Origin of the sequence: Pseudomonas sp. Z1-12, assembly GCF_051132015.1 — a bacterium.
GTDB lineage: Bacteria > Pseudomonadota > Gammaproteobacteria > Pseudomonadales > Pseudomonadaceae > Aquipseudomonas > Aquipseudomonas zanjanensis.
Genome location: NZ_CP071647.1, coordinates 4,340,156 through 4,360,297, shown reverse-complemented (window position 1 = coordinate 4,360,297; position 20,142 = coordinate 4,340,156). Strand labels below are relative to the sequence as shown.

Below are 20,142 nucleotides of genomic sequence, written 5' to 3'. Positions count from 1 at the left end.
ATATGATCAAGAAATGCTTGTTCCCAGCAGCCGGTTACGGTACTCGCTTCCTGCCAGCGACTAAAGCCATGCCCAAAGAAATGCTGCCGGTGGTGAACAAGCCACTGATCCAGTACGGCGTCGAAGAAGCCCTTGATGCGGGTCTGACTGAAATCTCCATCGTGACTGGCCGTGGCAAGCGCGCCCTGGAAGACCATTTCGACATCAGCTACGAGCTGGAAAACCAGATCAAAGGCACCGACAAGGAAAAGTACCTGGTCGGCATCCGCAAATTGCTGGATGAGTGCTCGTTCTCCTACACCCGCCAGACCGAAATGAAAGGCCTGGGCCACGCGATCCTGACCGGTCGCCCACTGATCGGTGACGAACCGTTCGCCGTGGTCCTGGCGGACGACCTGTGCGTCAACCTCGAAGGCGACGGCGTCCTGACCCAGATGGTCAAGCTGTACAAGCAGTTCCGCTGCTCCATCGTGGCGATCCAGGAAGTCGATCCGCAGGAAACCAACAAGTACGGCGTGATCGCCGGCGAAATGATCCGCGACGACATCTACCGCGTCCACAGCATGGTTGAAAAACCAAAGCCTGAAGACGCGCCGTCGAACCTGGCGATCATCGGTCGCTACATCCTGACCCCGGACATCTTCGACCTGATCGAACAGACCGAGCCAGGCAAGGGCGGCGAAATCCAGATCACCGACGCCCTGATGAAGCAGGCCCAGAACGGCTGCGTCATGGCCTACAAGTTCAAGGGCAAGCGTTTCGACTGCGGTGGCGCCGAAGGCTACATCGACGCGACCAACTTCTGCTTCGAGAACTTCTACAAGACGGGCAAGGCTTACTGATAGCCTGCGTCACGCCTTGAAAAAACGCCCCGACTGGTTCGGGGCGTTTTTTTTGCTTGGGGAAAAATCTCGCAACGCCTCAATCCCACAAATAAAACCCTGTGAGGTATGAAAATCCTGAGACCACCCAAAACTACTGTGGGAGCGAGCTTGCTCGCGATGGCGGTGGGTCAGCTTGCATCGGTGCTGAATGTGCCGACGCTATCGCGAGCAAGCTCGCTCCCACAGAAATTGCGCTTAGGTTGCCCATTCGATCCAACCCAACTGGCTTTTCCATTTTCCGCCCCCATAACCATCGCAACGCTGCCTCTGGCGAAAACAGCAGGTATGCTGGTGACCTGCCGAAGGAGATAGAAGATGGCCTACGATTTTGACTTGTATGTGATTGGCGCCGGTTCCGGTGGCGTGCGGGCTGCGCGGTTCGCCGCCGGTTTCGGGGCCAAGGTGGCCGTGGCGGAAAGCCGCTACCTGGGCGGGACCTGCGTGAACGTGGGCTGCGTGCCGAAAAAGCTGCTGGTCTACGGCGCGCATTACGCCGAGGACTTCGAGCAGGCATCGGCCTATGGCTGGACGGCGGGCAAGGCGAGTTTCGACTGGGCCACGTTGATCGCCAACAAGGATCGCGAGATCAATCGCCTCAACGGTATCTACCGCAACCTGTTGGTCAACAGCGGCGTCGAGCTGCACGAAGGGCATGCCAGGCTGACCGGGCCCCACGAGGTCGAGATCAATGGCCAGCGCCACACCGCCGAACACATCATGATCGCCACGGGTGGCTGGCCGGTAATCCCTGACATTCCAGGTCGCGAGCATGCCATCAGTTCCAACGAGGCGTTTTTCCTCAAGACGTTGCCCAAGCGCATGCTGGTGGTGGGCGGCGGCTACATTGCCGTTGAATTCGCCGGAATTTTCCATGGCATGGGCGCGCAGACGTCCTTGCTCTATCGCGGCGACTTGTTCCTGCGTGGCTTCGACGGCGCCGTGCGCAAGCATCTGGCTGAAGAGCTGCAACGTCGTGGCCTGGATCTGCAATTCAACGCCGACATCCAGCGCATCGATAAAGAAGCCGACGGCAGCCTCAAGGTGACGCTCAAGGACGGTCGCACGCTGGCGACCGATTGTGTGTTCTACGCCACGGGCCGACGGCCGATGCTGGACAACCTTGGGTTGGAAAACACGGGCGTCAAGCTGGACGAAAAAGGCTTCGTGCAGGTCAACGAAAAGTACGAGACCACCGAACCGTCGATCCTGGCCATTGGCGACGTGATCGGCCGTGTCCAGCTCACCCCGGTGGCCCTGGCCGAAGGTATGGCGGTGGCGCGGCGGCTGTTCAAGCCCGAGCAGTATCGACTGGTGGATTACCGGATGATCCCCACCGCCGTGTTCAGCCTGCCGAACATCGGCACGGTAGGCCTGACCGAAGAGCAGGCCCGGGAGGAGGGGCATGAGGTACAGATTTTTGAAAGCCGTTTCCGGCCGATGAAGCTGACCCTCACCGACTGCCAGGAACGCACCTTGATGAAACTGGTCGTCGATGCCAACACCGATAAAGTCTTGGGCTGCCACATGGTCGGGCCGGATGCCGGGGAAATCGTCCAAGGCTTGGCCATCGCCCTCAAGGCCGGCGCCACCAAGCGCGACTTCGACGAAACCATCGGCGTGCACCCAACGGCCGCCGAAGAATTCGTGACGATGCGTACCCCCGCCGCCTGACGCAGCTATATGCGCTGCATAGAAGCTGCGATCTTTCTACCGACACTTGAGTCCCAAGCGAAAGATCAAAGATCGCAGCCTTCCCCACCTCCCACAGATTTCTTCTATCTATATAGATTCCTGATAGCCAAAACCAATCATTCACATCAGGTTTGCCAATGAGCCAGCCTGGAGATGAGTGGGTAAGATTCTCTCCATCAACTTTTCAACCCCTGACGGAGAAACATCGATGCCTATCATCAACAGCCAAGTTAAACCGTTCAACGCCACCGCTTTCAAAAACGGCGCTTTCGTCGAAGTCTCGGACGCCGACCTGAAAGGCAAGTGGTCTGTCGTGTTCTTCTACCCGGCTGACTTCACCTTCGTCTGCCCAACCGAACTGGAAGACCTGGCCGATAACTACGCCGAGTTCCAGAAACTGGGCGTCGAGATCTACAGCGTTTCCACCGACACTCACTTTGCCCACGCGGCCTGGCACAACACTTCGCCAGCCATCGGCAAGATCCAGTACACCATGATCGGCGACCCGACCCACGTCATCTCCCGCAACTTCGACGTGCTGATCGAAGAAGTCGGCCTGGCTGACCGCGGTACTTTCGTGATCAACCCGGAAGGCCAGATCAAGATCGTTGAAATCAACGACGGCGGTGTAGGCCGTGACGCTTCCGAGCTGCTGCGCAAGATCAAGGCCGCTCAGTACGTTGCCGCTCACCCAGGTGAAGTCTGCCCAGCCAAGTGGAAAGAAGGCGAGGCCACCCTGGCTCCGTCCCTGGACCTGGTCGGCAAGATCTAAACCTGTGAGTCATCCGAGGGCGATCCGCTCTTAATCAAGTAAGCCGCTTCGCCCCACAAAACGCCCGGGCGAGATTCGCTCGGGCGTTGTTTTTTCTGAAATTCAAAAAAATGGAAATCGCCCGTATGTTGGACGCCAATCTTAAAGCTCAGTTGAAGTCATACCTGGAACGGGTCACCCAGCCGATCGAGATCGTCGCCTCCCTCGACGACGGTGCGAAATCCCAGGAAATGCTCGCGTTACTCCAAGACGTCGCCAGTCTTTCCCACCAGATTACTTTGCTCGACAACGGCACCGATGCGCGCAAGCCTTCGTTTTCGTTGAACCGCCCCGGAGCCGATATCAGCCTGCGTTTCGCCGGTATTCCCATGGGGCATGAATTCACTTCGCTGGTGCTGGCCCTGCTGCAAGTCGGTGGCCACCCGTCGAAGGCCAGTGTCGAAGTCATTGAACAGATCCGCGCCCTTGAAGGCGAGTTCAACTTCGAGACGTATTTCTCGCTGTCGTGCCAGAACTGCCCGGACGTGGTCCAGGCGCTGAACCTGATGGCGGTGCTGAACCCGAACATTCGCCACGTCGCCATCGACGGCGCGCTGTTCCAGGCCGAAGTCGATGAGCGCCAGATCATGGCTGTGCCCAGCATTTACCTGAACGGCGTGAACTTTGGCCAGGGCCGCATGGGCCTGGAAGAGATTCTCGCCAAGATCGATACCAGTGGTATCGAACGCCAGGCCGAGAAAATCAGCGCCAAGGACGCCTTTGATGTGCTGGTGGTCGGCGGTGGCCCGGCCGGCGCTTCGGCGGCGATCTACGCGGCCCGCAAAGGCATTCGCACCGGTGTGGCGGCCGAGCGTTTCGGTGGCCAGGTGCTCGACACCATGGCCATCGAGAACTTCATCTCGGTCCAGGAAACCGAAGGGCCAAAACTGGCCGTCGCCCTGGAAGAGCACGTCAAGCAGTACGACGTGGACATCATGAACCTGCAACGTGCCGACGGCCTGGTGCCGGGCAAGGACGGCGGGCTGCATGAAATCAAGTTCGCCAGCGGTGCGAGCCTCAAGGCCAAGACCGTGATCCTGGCGACCGGTGCCCGCTGGCGCGAAATGAACGTGCCGGGCGAGCAGCAATACCGCAACAAGGGCGTGGCGTACTGCCCGCACTGCGACGGCCCGCTGTTCAAGGGCAAGCGCGTGGCGGTGATTGGCGGTGGTAATTCCGGCGTCGAAGCGGCGATCGACCTGGCCGGTATCGTCGCCCACGTCACCTTGCTGGAGTTCGATGTGCAATTACGTGCCGACGCGGTGTTGCAGCGCAAACTGCACAGCCTGCCGAACGTGACGGTGATCACCAATGCCCAGACCACCGAAGTGACGGGTGATGGGCAGAAGGTCAACGGCCTGCGCTACAAGGATCGTCCGAGCGGTGAAGTGCGCGACGTGGCGCTGGAGGGGATCTTCGTGCAGATCGGCTTGTTGCCCAACACTGACTGGCTCAAGGGCACCGTTGAGTTGTCACCCCGTGGCGAGATCATCGTCGATGCCCGAGGTGAAACCTCGATCCCTGGCGTGTTCGCCGCCGGTGACGTGACCACCGTACCGTACAAGCAGATCGTGATCGCCGTGGGCGAGGGCGCCAAGGCTTCCCTGAGTGCCTTCGATCACCTGATCCGCACCTCCGCGCCGGCCTGAACAACCGATAGCGGAAAACACAAAACCCCATGAGCCATTGGCTCATGGGGTTTTTTATTCGAATCACGCATTCTCCTGTGGGAGCGAGCTTGCTCGCGATAGCTGCAGTCCATTCAATATTGATGTGCCAGACAGACCGCTATCGCGAGCAAGCTCGCTCCCACAAGGTAATGCCGTTCACTTAAGAAAAATGATGACCTTGTGGCGAGGGAGCTTGCTCCCGCTCGGCTGCGAAGCAGTCGTAAACCGGCGGGGGCGGTGTGTCTGATACGCCGCACTTGGCAGGTTTTGGGGCCGCTTCGCGACCCAGCGGGAGCAAGCTCCCTCGCCACAGGTTTGTCGATTGCCTCAAGTGAACAGCATTGGCTCCCACAAGGGGCTGATGTGGTTGTAGAACTTGTGATCCTGCTGTGGATTTACAACGGCGCAGGCTGGATGATCTCGACCCAGTAGCCATCCGGGTCCTTGATGAAGGCCAGGCTTTTCATGCGACCGTCGCTCAGGCGCTTCTGGAAGTTGCAGCCCAGTGCTTCGAAGCGCTCGCAGGCTGCGACGACGTCCGGTACCGAGATGCAGATATGGCCGAAGCCGCGAGGGTCGGTGTTGCCGTTATGGTAGGCGAACGCCGGGTCGCTTTCGGTGCCGTGGTTGTGGGTCAGTTCCAGGATGCCAGGGATCGACTTCATCCATTCGGTACGCGCTGCCGCGTCCGCCGGGATCTGGTGCTTGTCCACCAACGCCAGGAAATACAGGCTGAATTCGGCTTCCGGGAAGTCGCGCTTTTCCACCAGCGAGAAACCCAGCACGCGGGTGTAGAAATCCAGGGACTGGGTGATGTCCTTGACCCGCAGCATGGTGTGGTTGAAGACGAACTGGGCCGTGGCGGCGTCAGGTTGGGCGGTGACGCCAGGGAAAGTATCGAGTTCGTGCAGGCTCATGGGCCCTCCGGAAAAAAAGTGGGGCAAACGGCGTCGCAAGCGTGGTCGCGACGGTTCCTGGGCTTGCGTCAACGGCTTCCTTGCAGGTGCGCCCATGATACGCAAGGGACGCGGTGCCGCCAAACCGCGCGTGGCTATTGCCTGGTTCTGCCTCGGCCTTCAGACTTCACGCTTCGTTCTTGAGTGCCAATGCAATGATTCGACCGTTCCTTTCGCTGTTTGTCCTGCTGCTAGTGAGCGTCGGCGGCGTCCAGGCGTCCGAACCGCAAATTACCTGGCCCCAGGGCTGGGTCGTCGAACCGCTGCCGGCAGAGGCGTTGTCCTCGGCAGCCCCGGGAACCCTGCGCCAACGGGCAACCAAGCGTGATCCGGCTGGCAATGCCGTGATGGTCTTGGAGCTGACCACGACCCCGGTCGCCCCCGATCACCAAGTCAACTTGCAAGGCGTGTTGCTGGAAATGCGCAAATCAATCCAGAAGGATTTTTTCCAGGGCGGTTATCAAAGTGTGTGCACTAAGGTGCATGCTTCCATGTTGGGTGGCGTAACTGCATTGGAAACCACTTGCACGATCACGCAAAACGGACGACATGTATTGTCTCAGGCACTCGTCGCGGCACTAAATGAGGGCAAGGCTTATGTGCTGTCCTATGCCGGGCAGGCGCAGGCGTTTGTTGAAAGCGAGGATGAAATACAGTCGGTGCGAAACAGTTTGAAACTATGATGCCTCCAACGTAATACCCCAAAGGGGTTAACCTTAAAGTTTAGTCCATAAAAAAGCCCTGAATATTCAGGGCTTTTTGGCCTGGGCTGTCAACGCACTGTCAACCACGCAACCAGGAATCAACAGTCGCTGCACCGTATTGTTCTTTCCAGGCTTTCAGGCCGCGGTGATTGCCGCCCTTGGTCTCGATCAACTCACCGGTGTGGGGGTTCTGGTAAACCTTCACCACGCGCGCACGACGGGTCTTGGTAGGCTTGGTCGACTGCAGGCTTGCCTTGGACGGGTTCGGGTCGAGGATCGCGACGATGTCGCGCAGGTTCTTGCCGTAGGCTTTCATCAGTCCCTGGAGCTTTTCCTCGAATTCGATTTCCTTCTTGAGCCCGGCATCGTTCTTCAGTGATTCCAGCTGCTTGAGCTGTTCTTGAAGGGCCTTTTCGGCTGCACGAAATTCAGCGAGTCTGGACAAAATGATTACTCCAATCAAAATATTTGGCTGATACCAACCGCAAACAAAGCTATAAGCCAAGCGCCTTGAAGCGACTCGGTGTTAATGACTCTCTCCTGTTATGTGGCACAGGTAGAAAAATTGTAGTAGTTAATCCGGAAAGTGTAAATCGTAACTTTTTCGTTATGTAACAACAGCAAACGTTTTATCAATGGGCAGGTCGTCGTCAATAGATCGACGGCAGTTAACTGCCATTAGTGCCGGTCAACGCCTCAGCGAATGCCTGCCCGCTAATGGGACGACCAAATAGATAACCCTGCAGAAAGTTCACCCCATTTACGCTCAGGTAGTCGCTCTGTTCGACGGTTTCGACGCCCTCGGCCACCATGTCCAGGTCCAACTTGCCCGACAGTTCGATGATGCTATCGAGGAGGTGACGCGACAGGGCGTCGGCACCGATCATCGCGACAAAACTCTGGTCAATCTTTAGAAAATCCACGTTGAACTGGCGCAAATACGCCAGGCTGGAATGGCCGGTGCCGAAATCGTCGAGCGCGATCTTGACCCCCAGTTCTCGCAGTAGGTCGAACAGTTGCCGGGTCACGGGCGTCGGTTCGATCAGCTCGCGTTCGGTCAACTCCAGCACCAGGGTTATCGCACCCGGCGCGAAGGCGCCGAGAAACTCGCGACAATCGTCCACCAGCGCCAGATCCTGGCAGTGGCGGGCGGTGATGTTGATGCCGACGTGAAACGGCGCTTCGAGTCGTGGCGCGAGCGGCACCAGCAGGCGCATGGTTTGCTGCATCAGCGCACGGGTCATCGGCACGATCACGCCGCTGTGTTCGGCGAAGGGAATGAACAGGTCCGGACGGACCAGGCCTTCCTTGGGGTGGTTCCAGCGCATCAGCACCTCGACGCCGGCCCAGCGTTTGCTGTCGCTGTGCACGACCGGTTGCAGGTAGGGCACGAACTCGCCGGCTTCCAGCGCCCGTTGCAGTTCACGGCTGGGAGACGAGGCGCGCTTTTGCAGCCAGTGTCCGAGTGTCCCCGCCACAGCGCCAAAGAAGATCAACAGGCTGAACAGCGGCGGATACTCCCGGGCCATGTAGCGCCAGGTTTCACCCTCCTCGAATCCGGCTTCCACATGAAAGGCGTAGCGCGATGAGCCCAGCTCGCTCTGGGCCACCGGCAGCCCGGGCAAGGGCGCTGGCCGGACCTTGCCGTCCGCCGCCAGCCAATTCGGCCCGATTTGCAGCCGCAGCCGGGTCTGGCCGCCGATCAGGCGCAGGACATTGGCCAAGTGATACCCGTCAAGTGTGGCCAAGGCGCCTTGCCGACCCTCATTGAGCCTGTAGATCAGCAGTGCGGTATCCGGCGTGACCGGGTTGCCGGCCATGAGCCACAGCGTGCCCTGATGATAATCGCTCGGATTGACCCGCTCTTCGAAGGCGCCGAACAGCGAGCTGCAATAAAGGTTGTTATCCCAGATCAGGTTGGTCGAGCGGACAAATGGCCGGCGCGTCACTTGTTCGCGTAGGGCCAGCTTCACCGCTTCGCAGGGCTGGCCGGCCAGGGGCAACAATTCACGGGCCGCCATGGCGGTGTTGTCGAGCATCAGCTCGATCTGCCGGACCAGTTCCTCGGCGGTCTGCCGGGTGTGTTGCGCCAGCGTCCGTTCGGCCTGCATGTACAAAATAGCCAGCCCTGACAGTATCGGCACCAGGCCGCAGAGCAGGGTGACCAGGTAGCGGCGGGGCCGAGTGTGCGAGCGGGTGGTGGTCAAGGGCATCGGCGGCACGACCTGATGAAAAAGGGGGTAGGGGGGAAGCATTGAATGCCGACCATGATAGATGGCCTGTCGGGTGCTTGCCTTGCCCGCAATTGATTCAAGCTGACCCACTGCCATCGCGAGCAAGCTCGCTCCCACATTTGATCGAGGGTGTTTTATGAACGCCGCAGAGCTCCTGTGGGAGCGAGCTTGCTCGCGATGACGGTACATCCGTCGATATCAATAGCGCCTGACACGACGCCTTCGCGACCAAGCCCCACAGGTTCAGTGCCGGGCTCATGACTGCCGGGCCAGTTCGATGAACGCCAGGGTGGCGGGCGAGGCCTGGCGGCTGTCCAATACCGCCAGGCCGATCTGGCGCGGCACCCGGGGCGACAAGGGCCTGGTGACGTAACCAGGGTTCTCGGCATCTGGCAACGACCCTTCGGACACCACGCTCACCGCCTCGCCACGCCTGACGACATCCAGGGTGCTGAGCAATTGCGAGCAACGCAAACGCACGTTCGGTGTCAGCCGGGCGGCATTGAACAGGCGCGTGACCAGCTCCGACGATCCCGCCTCGGTGAGCACGAAGGGGTCGTTGCACAGGTCCTTGAGGCTTAGGCTGGCCTGGCCGGCGAGGGGGTGTGCGGTGGGCAGCAGGGCGACCATCTGATCTTCCATCAGCATGTACGTATCGAAACGCTCCTCGGGCAGCACCACGAAACCGACATCGATCCGCCGTTCGTCCAGCCATTGGACCACCTGCCTGTCGGGCCCTTCATCGATGTGCACTTCGATCCCCGGATGCAAGGCTCGATAGCGCCGCAGAATCCCAGGCAGCAGTTTCATCGATGACGTCGGCCCGAACGAGCCGATGCGCAACGTGCCCCGGCGCATGCCCCGGGCATCGGCGGCTTCCTGGCGCAAGGTGTTCGCCAGCCCGAGCATGGCCCGGGCCCGCAGCAGCAATTGCTGGCCAATATCGCTGAGCTCCACCACCGACTGATGCCGCCTGAGCAATTCCACGCCCAGCTCTTGTTCCAGGGATTTGATGGCGTGGGACACCGCGGATTGACCAATGCCCAAGCGCGTGGCCGCAGCGGTGAAACCACGCAGCTCGGCGACCAGGGAGAAGATTTCGAGTTGGGTGAGGGTCATGAGAGATTGCTCATTTTACGATGATTGGACATGAGCCGAACAATACGGCATCCCAACCGTCCACGGAACCGTGGCCCAGGCGCTTTTCCGTGGCGAGGGAGCTTGCTCCCGCTGGACCGCGCAGCGGGCCCATTGCGGGTGAATCAGAGGGCTGCTTCGCAGCCCAGCGGGAGCAAGCTCCCTCGCCACAGGTCATTCGTCTCATTTCAATGTGGTGAAACCATGAAAACCCTCGAACAAGCCGTCCCAACCCCCTCGGACCTGCCGGTCTACCTGAAGCTCGCCATGGTCACCATGATCTGGGGTGGAACCTTTGTGGCCGGCCGGATCCTTGCCGATGCCCTGGCACCGATGTTTGCCGCCAGCCTGCGTTTCCTGCTGGCCAGCATCGCGCTGCTGGTGTTTCTCGCCTTGGCCGGGATTCCGCTGGTCCGGCCCAGTGTGAAGCAAGGGCTGCAGCTGGCCGCGCTGGGGTTCTTCGGGATCTTCTTCTATAACCTGTGTTTCTTCTATGGGTTGCAATACATCAATGCATCACGGGCTTCGCTGATCGTGGCGTTGAATCCGGCGGTGATCGGGCTGGCGTCCTGGTGGCTGTTCAAGGAACGGCTGAGCCGCTTGAAAGTGGCGGGCATCGTGCTGTGCATCGGCGGGGCGGGATTGGTGATCGTCAGTCGTGATCCGTCCTTGTTACAAGGCGCGGCGCAGGCCTGGATTGGCGACCTGCTGATTTTTGGCTGTGTGCTGGGCTGGGGGATCTATTCGCTGTTTTCGAAAACACTCAACGAAAGCCTCGGCCCCTTGCAGACCGTGACCTGGTCGATTCTGTTGGGCACGCTGATGTTGTGGCTGACCAGCGCGGCGGCGGGGGAGATTCGTCTCCAAGCCCTGGGCGGGCTGGACGTGGAGCAATGGCTGAGCCTGTTGTACCTCGGCGTGCTGGGCTCGGCCCTGGCTTATATCGCCTGGTACGACGGCATTCGTCGGATCGGCGCGACCCGCTCCGGCGTGTTCATCGCGCTCAATCCGCTGACGGCGGTGCTGCTGGGCGCGCTGTTGCTGGACGAACGGCTCACGGCGTTGATGTGTATCGGCGGGGGCGTGATCCTGGCGGGCATCTTCCTGTGCAACAAACCCCTTGCGCGGTCGAAGGAAAAGGCGATTTGATACAGGAGGCGGACAAATTCGGTTACGCTGTGTAGAATCGATTTACGCATATAAGAATAACGTCTTCTGGCAGCAGAAGCCTCGCCCGCAAGAGCCTTGGGTCGACAATGAAGATACTTGGGTTTCAACTGATCTACGGCGATTTCCTCGCCCGCAGCGTTCGTGGCATTTCCTGCGCGCCGCCCCGTGCCCTCAGCATTGCCTGCAACTAACGTTTTTTTGTTAATTGACCCGCATGATGAGGCGCCGACATGGCAGATCTATACGAAAACCCCATGGGCCTGATGGGCTTCGAATTCATTGAGTTCGCATCCCCGACCCCCAACACCCTGGAGCCGATCTTCGAGATCATGGGCTTCACCAAGGTGGCCACCCACCGGTCCAAGAACGTGCACCTGTATCGCCAGGGCGCGATCAACCTGATCCTCAACAACGAACCCCACAGCGTCGCTTCGTACTTCGCCGCCGAGCACGGCCCGTCGGTGTGCGGCATGGCGTTCCGGGTCAAGGATTCGCAGCAGGCCTACAAGCGCGCCCTGGAACTCGGCGCCCAGCCGATCCACATCGAGACCGGCCCGATGGAGCTGAACCTGCCGGCCATCAAGGGCATCGGCGGCGCGCCGCTGTACCTGATCGACCGTTTTGGCGAAGGCAGCTCGATCTATGACATCGACTTCGTGTTCATCGAGGGCGTTGATCGCAACCCGGTGGGGGCGGGCCTGAAGATCATCGACCACCTGACCCACAACGTTTACCGCGGGCGCATGGCCTACTGGGCCGGTTTCTACGAGAAACTGTTCAACTTCCGTGAGATCCGCTACTTCGACATCAAGGGCGAATACACCGGCCTGACCTCCAAGGCCATGACCGCGCCGGATGGCATGATCCGCATCCCGTTGAACGAAGAATCGTCCAAGGGCGCCGGGCAGATCGAAGAGTTCCTGATGCAGTTCAACGGCGAAGGCATCCAGCACGTGGCCTTCCTCACCGATGACCTGATCAAGACCTGGGACCAGTTGAAAAGCATCGGCATGCGCTTCATGACCGCGCCGCCGGACACTTACTACGAAATGCTCGAAGGCCGCTTGCCGAACCACGGCGAACCGGTGGATGAACTGCAATCGCGGGGCATTTTGCTGGACGGTGCTTCCGAGCAAGGTGATAAGCGCCTGCTGCTGCAGATCTTCTCGGAAACCCTGATGGGGCCGGTGTTCTTCGAGTTCATCCAGCGCAAGGGCGACGATGGTTTTGGCGAAGGCAACTTCAAGGCGCTGTTCGAGTCGATCGAGCGTGACCAGGTGCGTCGTGGCGTGCTGACGGCGGACTGAGTCCTGACTGTCCAAAAAAACCGCCCGGCGTGATGCCGGGCGGTTTTTTTATCGTGCGCCAGGCTGCTGGAAGGGGTTCAGGTGTGCTGGACCTCGAACAAGCCTTTGCGTCGCAAGTGAGCCTTTAGGGCCGCCAGGTTATCGAACAGATGAGCCTGGGTCAGGTCCCATTTCGGATAAACGATATACAGTTTTCCCGCCTCATCCTTGCTGATCAATGTCCTTATTACAGAGCTATCTCTGGAGCGATGGAAAATGGCCGTCCCTTCCGGCCTTTCCGAGAGAAAGTACATTCCCGGCTGATTCAACTGTGGATAGGTATCCCTTAGCCGCAGTGGCGACAGAGCAAGGGTCGTCGTGCCGCTGATCTGCTTCAGGCCAGCAGCTTTGAGGGCCCAGATCAGTGCCTCGATATTCTGGAACTGCACACCCGTTACCTGCTGTAGCCGGTGGGGATATTGGGAGACGTCCGTGATATTGATCGAAATCCGGCCATTGGACCTGAGCAAAGGATAGACGCCGAACTCGCCCAGCCGGTGTTTCGCCAAGTACAGTTGAAAGCCTTCGCCCTCTGTTTCGATCAGGAACTCGTCAGGCCTGTTCAGCAGTTTTCCGGGGCTGACGGGTGCTCGCAGTACTGGGTGAATACCGGTGTTCATTTCGATCAGCAGGTCCGATTTCACATACCGGTAAGCTTCGCTGGATGGGTTGCGAGTACCGGCGGGCTGTGCGATGGGCAGGAGGCTGGAGATGATTTCACCTTCATCGGGAATCACGCGTGTGGGTTGGCTGCCGGCATCGACCACACGCACCCCAACGGCACCTTGCAGTTCCGCCAGGCCGGGGACGTTTGCAACGGTGTTGGCGTAGGCGCTCTCAACGAGTGCCACCCATTTGTGCGGGCCTCGTTGGCGCTGGTCGACTTCTATGACGGTATGGGCGATGTACTTGAAGTTCTTGGCGCGCTCAGGGGCATGTCGCCTCAGCTCGTCGCGAAAACTGATCGAAGTATCCAGCGCCTGCACCCTGATGCCGTTCTGCCGGGCCGCGTTCACAAGGCTCACCAAGGAATGGGCACTTTGCGGATCCTGGTGTTGGAGTTCATCCTGGCGACGAAGATTGGCTCGCAGCGTGTCGGACATCTCTGCGTTGGACGCGAATGCATCGAGCCCAGATTGATCGTATTCGGTGATCAGGTTTTCCAGATACAAGGTCTTGACCTGTTGCTCCTTCAGGACCGGCATGTTCTCCATCAGCAACCTTCGGGCGCCGATTGCGTTATAGGCTCCCCCCATGACCAATCCATCGCAAGCACGATAGACACTTTCCAGGACCGTTGTAAGCGAGCTGTGGCGTGGCAATGTCGGCACAGCCGGCCTGGGGCGGCCCACAGATTGGCCTTCAAAGAAGTAGTGGCTGGCACTGATGGTGTCCCTGGCGCGCTGGTAACGTTCCGTCAGCGCAGCATCGGCGTCCGGGCCGGGCCGGTGCGGGATTCTTGCAAAAACACTGTCGGGATCTGGTGAGAGTTCGGTCCTGCGTATCTCCGATGTAAGGACGCGCCGGTATCGAGCAGGCAGTTCAAACGGCCTCAGCCCCTGGCCTCCAACGTTCAGGTTCAGGTCAGCGGCCGCACGTGACGCCTCCTGGATGACTTGCATGTCTGGGCCGTGGGCCAGATCCTCGACGTGGACACTCATGACACCTTGCAGTTGCGCCAGGCTATGAGTGTCCGGGTAAATGAAAGTGGTGCCACGGTGCAGTAACCAATCCAGCTCCATGTTTCTTTTGCGATACCAGGGGGCACCTACCAGCGCGATCCATTGACCTTGCGGATGGGCGAGGCGGTCGGCGTTGATCACTTGGGTGGCGTGATAGGCAAGCAAGCGCCTGGAGGGATCGTCCCCGGACAGTTGCGCTTGATAGCGGGCGGTACAGTCCAACGCCTGGACCCGCAGGCCATTCTCACGTGCCGCAACGAGCACATTCTCGTAGGTATAAGGGGTCGGAGGAACAGCGTCGGTATTGAGATCCAGGTGTTGCAGGCGACGCTTCAGTTTGCCGTCCATCACGCCGGTCGCGGCGAAGCTATCGAGGCCGACCTGGTCGATGTCGAGCCTCAAACGATCCAGGTACAACGTTGTCACACCGCTTTTGACCAGCGCCGGCATGTTGTCGATCAAGAGCATCTTGCTGCCGGTGCCAGAAAACCGTTCGGTCATCACCACGCCCGGAGCATGGGTCAAAATCGTCTCGAGAAGGTGGGGAAACGTCTTGATTCCCGACCCTTGGGGAACATGGGCGCGGGGGGTTAACTGGACGTTTTGAAAATACAGGCTGGCGTCATCCTTCAATCGACTCTGTTGGGTTCGATAAGTGGGACCCAAGGCAGCGTCACGCGCTTTGACGGACTGGCTCGACAATCCCTCGCTCCGGCGATCAAAAATCGCGCGTTGGTCCATGTCCAGTTGATACAGGCGTAGCTTGGTAAAAAAGACATTTTCGCGCCAGGATGTCGACCCTTCGGGCTTGTAGAGTGCAGGTCCTGACGCGGACGGCTCATTGTCATCCCAGGCGTAGTAGGCTTTCAAGGCTGGATCATAGGTGACCCTGGCGACGTTCCTGTCATCCAGATCCACATATTGCTCATTGCCCTTGAGCCGAAGTCCATTTTCTTGAGCCGGTGGCAATCCTTCGGGTGGATTGCGGACGTATCGGGCCAGAGAACGTGGCGACGTATCCGCCGCTGTCGCGGTGCTGCTGGAAATGTTCGCCAGCACGACGGATAACGGCTGGTTGTCCGGGACGGAGAGGTCGGCGGAGCTGCTGGGCTCCGCCGCCGATGGCTGGGCATGCGACGTGCTGCTGGCGCCAGGCGCTGGAGGACGTGTCGGTAGGGGGATAGCGGGCACTCTGATCGTGCTCAGGTCCGTGGTGGGCGTGTCGGTTCCTTTTGGGCGCAGAGGTTTTTTTGGAGACATATACTCTTCCTTGGTAGGTGTCGTGGTGTTCAGACCATCCGGTGCCGAGGCGTGCGGTTGTGACGCGTCGATGCTGGTCTATGGAAAAGGCTGGGTGTGGTCTGTATGGACGGTTTTGACGAAGTCATCGTGAGGGGCCGCGAGGTTGTCGATTTCCAGATCCGCGCTGTTCACTTCCCGTGTGTCGTCGCGGTCCAGGACCCAGCGCTGCTCCAATGTGTCGTAGAACATTGCCCCGGGTGTGCCATCGATGAGACGAACGCCATCGACACCGAGGAAGGTCGTCGCCAGGCTGTCGTCGGCTTCATGGGCCTGGATTTCATCAAGCACCGAGACGACATCGGCATGGAACCGGGCGTTCAGGTGCAACAACCGCGCCTTGTCCGAACGGGTGTCGAGCTGATATCTGCCCGATGACAGGTTTACATACACGATCTCCTGAGGTTTGCGATCGTCTGGCACGAACAACAGCCGCACATCGCCGAGCAGGATCCAGGTCGTTCCGATGAAGATGTCCGTGCGGTCCAGGTTTATGTCAAACGTATCGGCGTGCACATTCCAGATCGACGACTCGGTCATGCTGGCGGTGCAAAGGCGTAACGTCGCGCCGGGGCTGGGGTGCACTTCGTACGTGGACATGTTGCCCTCCAGCACGTAGATGCTGGTGTGCTGACGCTCAGGCAGGCTGATTCTCTGCGGTCTGGCAGGTAGCCGTATGACTTCCTCAACCGGCGAGCTGAAGACATAGCGACCCGCGCGCCGGCGCAATGCCTGGCGGCAATCGATTTCTCGGTTTCCCGGATTCCGGTGATCGTCGTGATAGGAAAACCGCCCAGTACCTACCCGGTAGGAAGTGCCATCGCGAAGGACCAGGACGATGGGACGTACAAGCGACACCCCCGTGGACATCAATATCCCCGCTACGTTGGAGGGCACTCCCTGATCATGCTTGATCCAGTGCTTGAGCGTTATCCGGGTACCGTCCGTGAATGTCAGCACCAGGTTCATGTCCCGGTAGGTCAGCCAATACCAATAGCTGATCGTTCGGTTTTCTACATGATATTGAGCGTGGACGCTCTCGAGTTCACTGTCGTCATAATCCAGGAATAGGGTGGTGGTCGGCTTGGTCGGTTGCTGCGGGATGATGAACACCGGATGGTGGCATTCCCTTGGAACGAAATAGCGCTCGGCGGGAACATCCGGCGAGGCACCGGTCCCGCCATTAAAAATGACCGGCGCCGGTGGCGACATGCCCTGCTTTACGATGATTGCGTCGATTGGTTGGTCTTCCGGGGTTGCCAGCTCATCAGGCAGGTCAGGCTTGAATGTAAAACCGTCGTGCGTCACGAATAACAAAGCGTCATTGCGCAGGATTCGGCGATTCTCAAGCTGGATGTAGACGCCGGTAATGAACACTTCCCGACGCGAGTCAGCTGTTTCTGCATCGTCGGACAACGTCAACTTCAATGAAGTGTCCTGCACCCACCAGTCCTTGATCCCTTCCATCGGATACCCGAGTTCAATGATGCTCGGTTCCTTGCCATCTTCGCTAATGCGTACCTCGCCACTCTTCACCGCAATGTAATAGCGATCCTTGCCGGGACCGCCATCGACCCGGCTGGTGTTACCCATCAGGTAAAACAGATCATCGCCGTCTCCCCCCGTGGCGCTGTCTTCCATGCCATTGAGCGTGATGGTGTTGGCGTGTCGATTACCGATGACTCGGCTATAACCGCGCGGGAGTGTCTCGACGTTTTCGATCGAGGTGATCGTTGCGTAGTGGACGGGGTTGGTGTCCTCGTGGGATCTCAACAACGAAAGCCCGCCAGGCAGGCTGATTTCATGGCCGGTGTACGCGTGGCTGCCGTTGAAGTCTGGAAGCTCGCCTTTTATCGACAGCGTGTCGCTTCCGGCTCCGCCATGCAGTGCGTTGGTGGCGTTGGCAATAGGCGTCTTGAGCGTCTCGCTCGCATGGAACATGAATACGTCGTTTTTGTAGCCTCCCGTCAGGTTCTTCTTGCCGGTCGAAAAACTGAAGTAGTTAGGTCGGTCATGCACGCCATGGACTTGATCGTTGCCGCCGCCCAATTGCCAATAGATACCCTTGTCTTTTCCGGGCAGACCGACAGTCATGGCTGGCGCGCGATCGAGGCCTTTGGAGGCATCGATCACATCGTCACCTTCCACCACCTGCGGTGTGTTCACCTCCCGGTAAGGTTGCTCGCCGTCTGCCCATTGGAGTTTCCAGTGTTGGGTCGGTTGCATCTCGACCTGGAAACGCCCATTGAAAAGCGCTTCGACGCTGGGTTCCAGCTCACCGCGCAGCAGGTTTCGGGCTTGCGCCTCCAGCGCCTTGGCATAGGCGACGCGCGTTCGCTCGACCTGGTAGCGTTCCATGACGTCGCTATCGAGATCTTGCCCGGTAAAGGCGAACCAGCCCGAGCGCCAGCGTTCATTGACGCTCAACTCGATGTAGTCGTCGATGTCATCGACCTGGCGGGCGGCTGCGTAGATCCGCGAGCCCAGGATCAGAACCGCGCACGCTACCAATCCGGCCACGCCAGTGGAGCCAAATCCTGCCAGCGCCGCAGACCCGAGTGCGACGGAAAGGCCTGCGCTTGCCACGTTCATGCCGGCGGCGACGTAGTGGTCCATGGCTTCTTTGCCCTTGGATTTTGCGGCGGCGTCGAAGGCATTGATGGCGTGGTAAATATCGAAAGGGAGGGTGAGGATGCTGGCCATCAGGCCGGCGCCACGAAGGAGTGATTTTCCCGCCGTGGTGGCCTTGAAACCGACGAGGACGCGGTCGCCTTGGCGCAGCATTTGTTGACCGGTCTTCAACAACCCATGCTCGGTCAGGATCGATGTGAACTCGGCGCCGATCTCTCCCGAGCTGACCGCTACTTCGGTCAGGTCGCTTTGTCGCAGACCGTCACGAATGCCCACCAGGCCGCTGTAGATGCCATAGAGTTGCATGCCCAGCGCCGCGGTCAGCATGCCGCGACTTTTCAGCCTATCGACCCACGTTGGCATGCCTGACGCAATGGCCGAGCTTTCAAAGGTTCGCATGGCTTGCAGCGCGTTGAGCAGTTTGTTGACTTTGTTCATCGATGCGCTGGGGGCATGCCCCGCAGAAGCGTCAAGAATGGCGGGTGTGCTGGGTGACCGATTGGAGGCCAGCTCGAACAACACGACAATGACATCGGGGGCGCCGGCCGAGAGGGAGGACTTGATGTGATGCTCGACCATCAGTGGATCGAATCGGATGGCGTCGATCAGCGCGCCGTCCGGTTGCAGCAAGAGTGACGAATCGGTCCCGGTCAGGCTGTCGGTGAGCTTTGCGCCCATTCGATAGAGTTCGACGCGACTTATCGTCAACTCGCCAATTTTCACCGGCCCCAGGCGTTCGTCCAAGCTTGCGAGTCGTTCCCGGGGAGGCGGGTTTCTGTCCGCCTGCGGGTCGTGATCCTTGGAAGAGGAAGCGACATCGGTGATTATGACGGGGGCAATCCGCTCAGTCCCCGGACGCACGGATTTACCTTGGCGACGTTCTGGCATCGATAATTCCTTTTATCGTGATGTCTGTCGAGCGGCCTCCTGGCGCTCGTGCGGGGCATGATAAAGGAGCTGGATCTAGCGTGTGGTTCGATAATGTATCCCGATGCGATCAGGCTCTTCGTCGCTGCCGCACCAAGTGCTTGAAGCCTTCGAACACCAGCACTGCCACGGCCATCCAAATGGGGATATAGGTCAGCCATTCCTCGGCCTTGATGCTTTCCCCCAGCAGCAGCGCAACCCCCAGCAGCAACACCGGTTCCACATAGCTCAACAAGCCGAACAGGCTGAACGGCAGCAACCGGCTGGCGACGATGTAGGACACCAGCGCGCTGGCGCTGATCACGCCGAGCAATGGGATCAGCCAGGTCAGCCGCGGGTAGTGATCGAACACGGCGAAACCTTGTTCGCCGCTTTGCACGAACCACAGTGCCACGGGCAACATCAGGGTCATGTCCAGCCAGAGCCCGCCGAGGTTGTCGGTCTTGATGCGTTTGCGCAGGATGAAATAGATCGGGTAGCCGATCACCACCAGCAAGGTTGCCCAGGAAAAACCACCCACTTGGTACAACTCGTTGAACACGCCGAGGGTGGCGAAGAACACCGCGACTTTCTGCAGATAGGAAAGGCGCTCGCCATAGACGAGCCGCCCGGTCAGGACCATCGACAGCGGCAACAGGAAGTACCCCAGCGATACGTCCAGGCTGTAGCCGTTGAGCGGCGCCCACATGAACAGCCACAGTTGTGCGCCCATCAAGGCCGATGACGCTATCGCGCCCAGCAGCAAGCGCGGTGTGCTGATCAAGCGTGCAACAAGATCCGAAACGAGCTTCCATTCACGGGAAATCAACATGAACGCGGTCATGCACGGCATCGTCAACAACATCCGCCAACCGAAAATCTCCAGGCCGGTCAGTGGCGTGAGCAACGAGGTGTAGTAATACATGACGGCGAACAGCACAGAGGCCGAGACCGATAGAGCGATGCCTTTGGACACGGATGCCTCTTGTTATTGGAATTGCAGCACGATACGGAAAGCCG

14 protein-coding genes are annotated in these 20,142 nt (G+C 59.3%); 7 read left to right on the top strand and 7 right to left on the bottom strand.

What is annotated here, in order from left to right; translation table 11 throughout:
- The first annotated feature begins 2 nt into the window (after window positions 1-2).
- The 4 genes from galU to ahpF all read left to right on the top strand — a co-directional run bounded on the left by galU (window position 3) and on the right by ahpF (window position 5,036).
- On the top strand, window positions 3-842 hold the full coding sequence (galU, locus tag J3P85_RS18470) for a UTP--glucose-1-phosphate uridylyltransferase GalU (RefSeq protein WP_003182953.1): 840 nt from the start codon (window positions 3-5) through the stop codon (window positions 840-842).
- A gap of 357 nt (window positions 843-1,199) precedes the next feature.
- The gene (gene gorA / locus J3P85_RS18465; protein ID WP_434702879.1) at window positions 1,200-2,555 is read left to right on the top strand and encodes a glutathione-disulfide reductase; all 1,356 of its coding nucleotides are present in this window, start codon (window positions 1,200-1,202) and stop codon (window positions 2,553-2,555) included.
- A gap of 229 nt (window positions 2,556-2,784) precedes the next feature.
- A complete protein-coding gene (gene ahpC, locus J3P85_RS18460) occupies window positions 2,785-3,348 on the top strand; it encodes an alkyl hydroperoxide reductase subunit C (protein WP_053122943.1) in 564 nt (187 codons plus the stop codon).
- A 125-nt stretch (window positions 3,349-3,473) separates the two neighbouring features.
- Window positions 3,474-5,036, top strand: a complete 1,563-nt coding sequence (ahpF, locus tag J3P85_RS18455) for an alkyl hydroperoxide reductase subunit F (protein ID WP_434702878.1) — start codon at window positions 3,474-3,476, stop codon at window positions 5,034-5,036.
- Between the two features lie 416 nt (window positions 5,037-5,452).
- On the opposite strand, the gene gloA is transcribed toward ahpF, so the two are convergent.
- The gene (gene gloA, locus J3P85_RS18450) at window positions 5,453-5,974 is read right to left on the bottom strand and encodes a lactoylglutathione lyase (RefSeq protein WP_434702877.1); all 522 of its coding nucleotides are present in this window, start codon (window positions 5,972-5,974) and stop codon (window positions 5,453-5,455) included.
- A gap of 194 nt (window positions 5,975-6,168) precedes the next feature.
- Here gloA and J3P85_RS18445 point away from each other — a divergent pair, with 194 nt between their 5' ends.
- A complete protein-coding gene (locus J3P85_RS18445; protein WP_434702876.1) occupies window positions 6,169-6,696 on the top strand; it encodes a DUF4946 domain-containing protein in 528 nt (175 codons plus the stop codon).
- Between the two features lie 100 nt (window positions 6,697-6,796).
- Here J3P85_RS18445 and J3P85_RS18440 read toward each other — a convergent pair whose 3' ends face one another.
- From J3P85_RS18440 to J3P85_RS18430, 3 genes are all read right to left on the bottom strand, one after another.
- The gene (locus J3P85_RS18440) at window positions 6,797-7,162 is read right to left on the bottom strand and encodes a histone-like nucleoid-structuring protein, MvaT/MvaU family (RefSeq protein WP_434702875.1); all 366 of its coding nucleotides are present in this window, start codon (window positions 7,160-7,162) and stop codon (window positions 6,797-6,799) included.
- A gap of 223 nt (window positions 7,163-7,385) precedes the next feature.
- Window positions 7,386-8,930: an EAL domain-containing protein gene (locus J3P85_RS18435; protein ID WP_434706400.1), complete on the bottom strand. Its 1,545-nt coding sequence runs from the start codon at window positions 8,928-8,930 to the stop codon at window positions 7,386-7,388.
- 276 nt (window positions 8,931-9,206) lie between these two features.
- Entirely contained in the window at window positions 9,207-10,070 is an 864-nt protein-coding gene (locus J3P85_RS18430) for a LysR family transcriptional regulator (protein ID WP_434702873.1), read from the bottom strand.
- A 222-nt stretch (window positions 10,071-10,292) separates the two neighbouring features.
- Between J3P85_RS18430 and J3P85_RS18425 the strand changes: the two genes are divergently transcribed.
- Both J3P85_RS18425 and hppD read left to right on the top strand, forming a co-directional pair.
- Window positions 10,293-11,237, top strand: coding sequence for a DMT family transporter (locus J3P85_RS18425; protein ID WP_434702871.1), 945 nt, complete (start codon window positions 10,293-10,295; stop codon window positions 11,235-11,237).
- Window positions 11,238-11,488: 251 nt separating this feature from the next.
- Window positions 11,489-12,565 carry a 4-hydroxyphenylpyruvate dioxygenase gene (hppD, locus tag J3P85_RS18420; protein WP_434702869.1) on the top strand — a complete coding sequence of 359 codons (1,077 nt, stop codon included), beginning with the start codon at window positions 11,489-11,491 and terminating at the stop codon, window positions 12,563-12,565.
- Between the two features lie 77 nt (window positions 12,566-12,642).
- Here the strand turns inward: hppD and J3P85_RS18415 are convergent, their stop codons facing one another.
- From J3P85_RS18415 to rarD, 3 genes are all read right to left on the bottom strand, one after another.
- The gene (locus tag J3P85_RS18415; RefSeq protein WP_434702867.1) at window positions 12,643-15,546 is read right to left on the bottom strand and encodes a hypothetical protein; all 2,904 of its coding nucleotides are present in this window, start codon (window positions 15,544-15,546) and stop codon (window positions 12,643-12,645) included.
- A gap of 78 nt (window positions 15,547-15,624) precedes the next feature.
- Entirely contained in the window at window positions 15,625-19,104 is a 3,480-nt protein-coding gene (locus J3P85_RS18410; protein ID WP_434702866.1) for a hypothetical protein, read from the bottom strand.
- Window positions 19,105-19,213: 109 nt separating this feature from the next.
- Window positions 19,214-20,098, bottom strand: coding sequence for an EamA family transporter RarD (gene rarD, locus J3P85_RS18405; RefSeq protein WP_434702865.1), 885 nt, complete (start codon window positions 20,096-20,098; stop codon window positions 19,214-19,216).
- Window positions 20,099-20,142 lie beyond the last annotated feature (44 nt).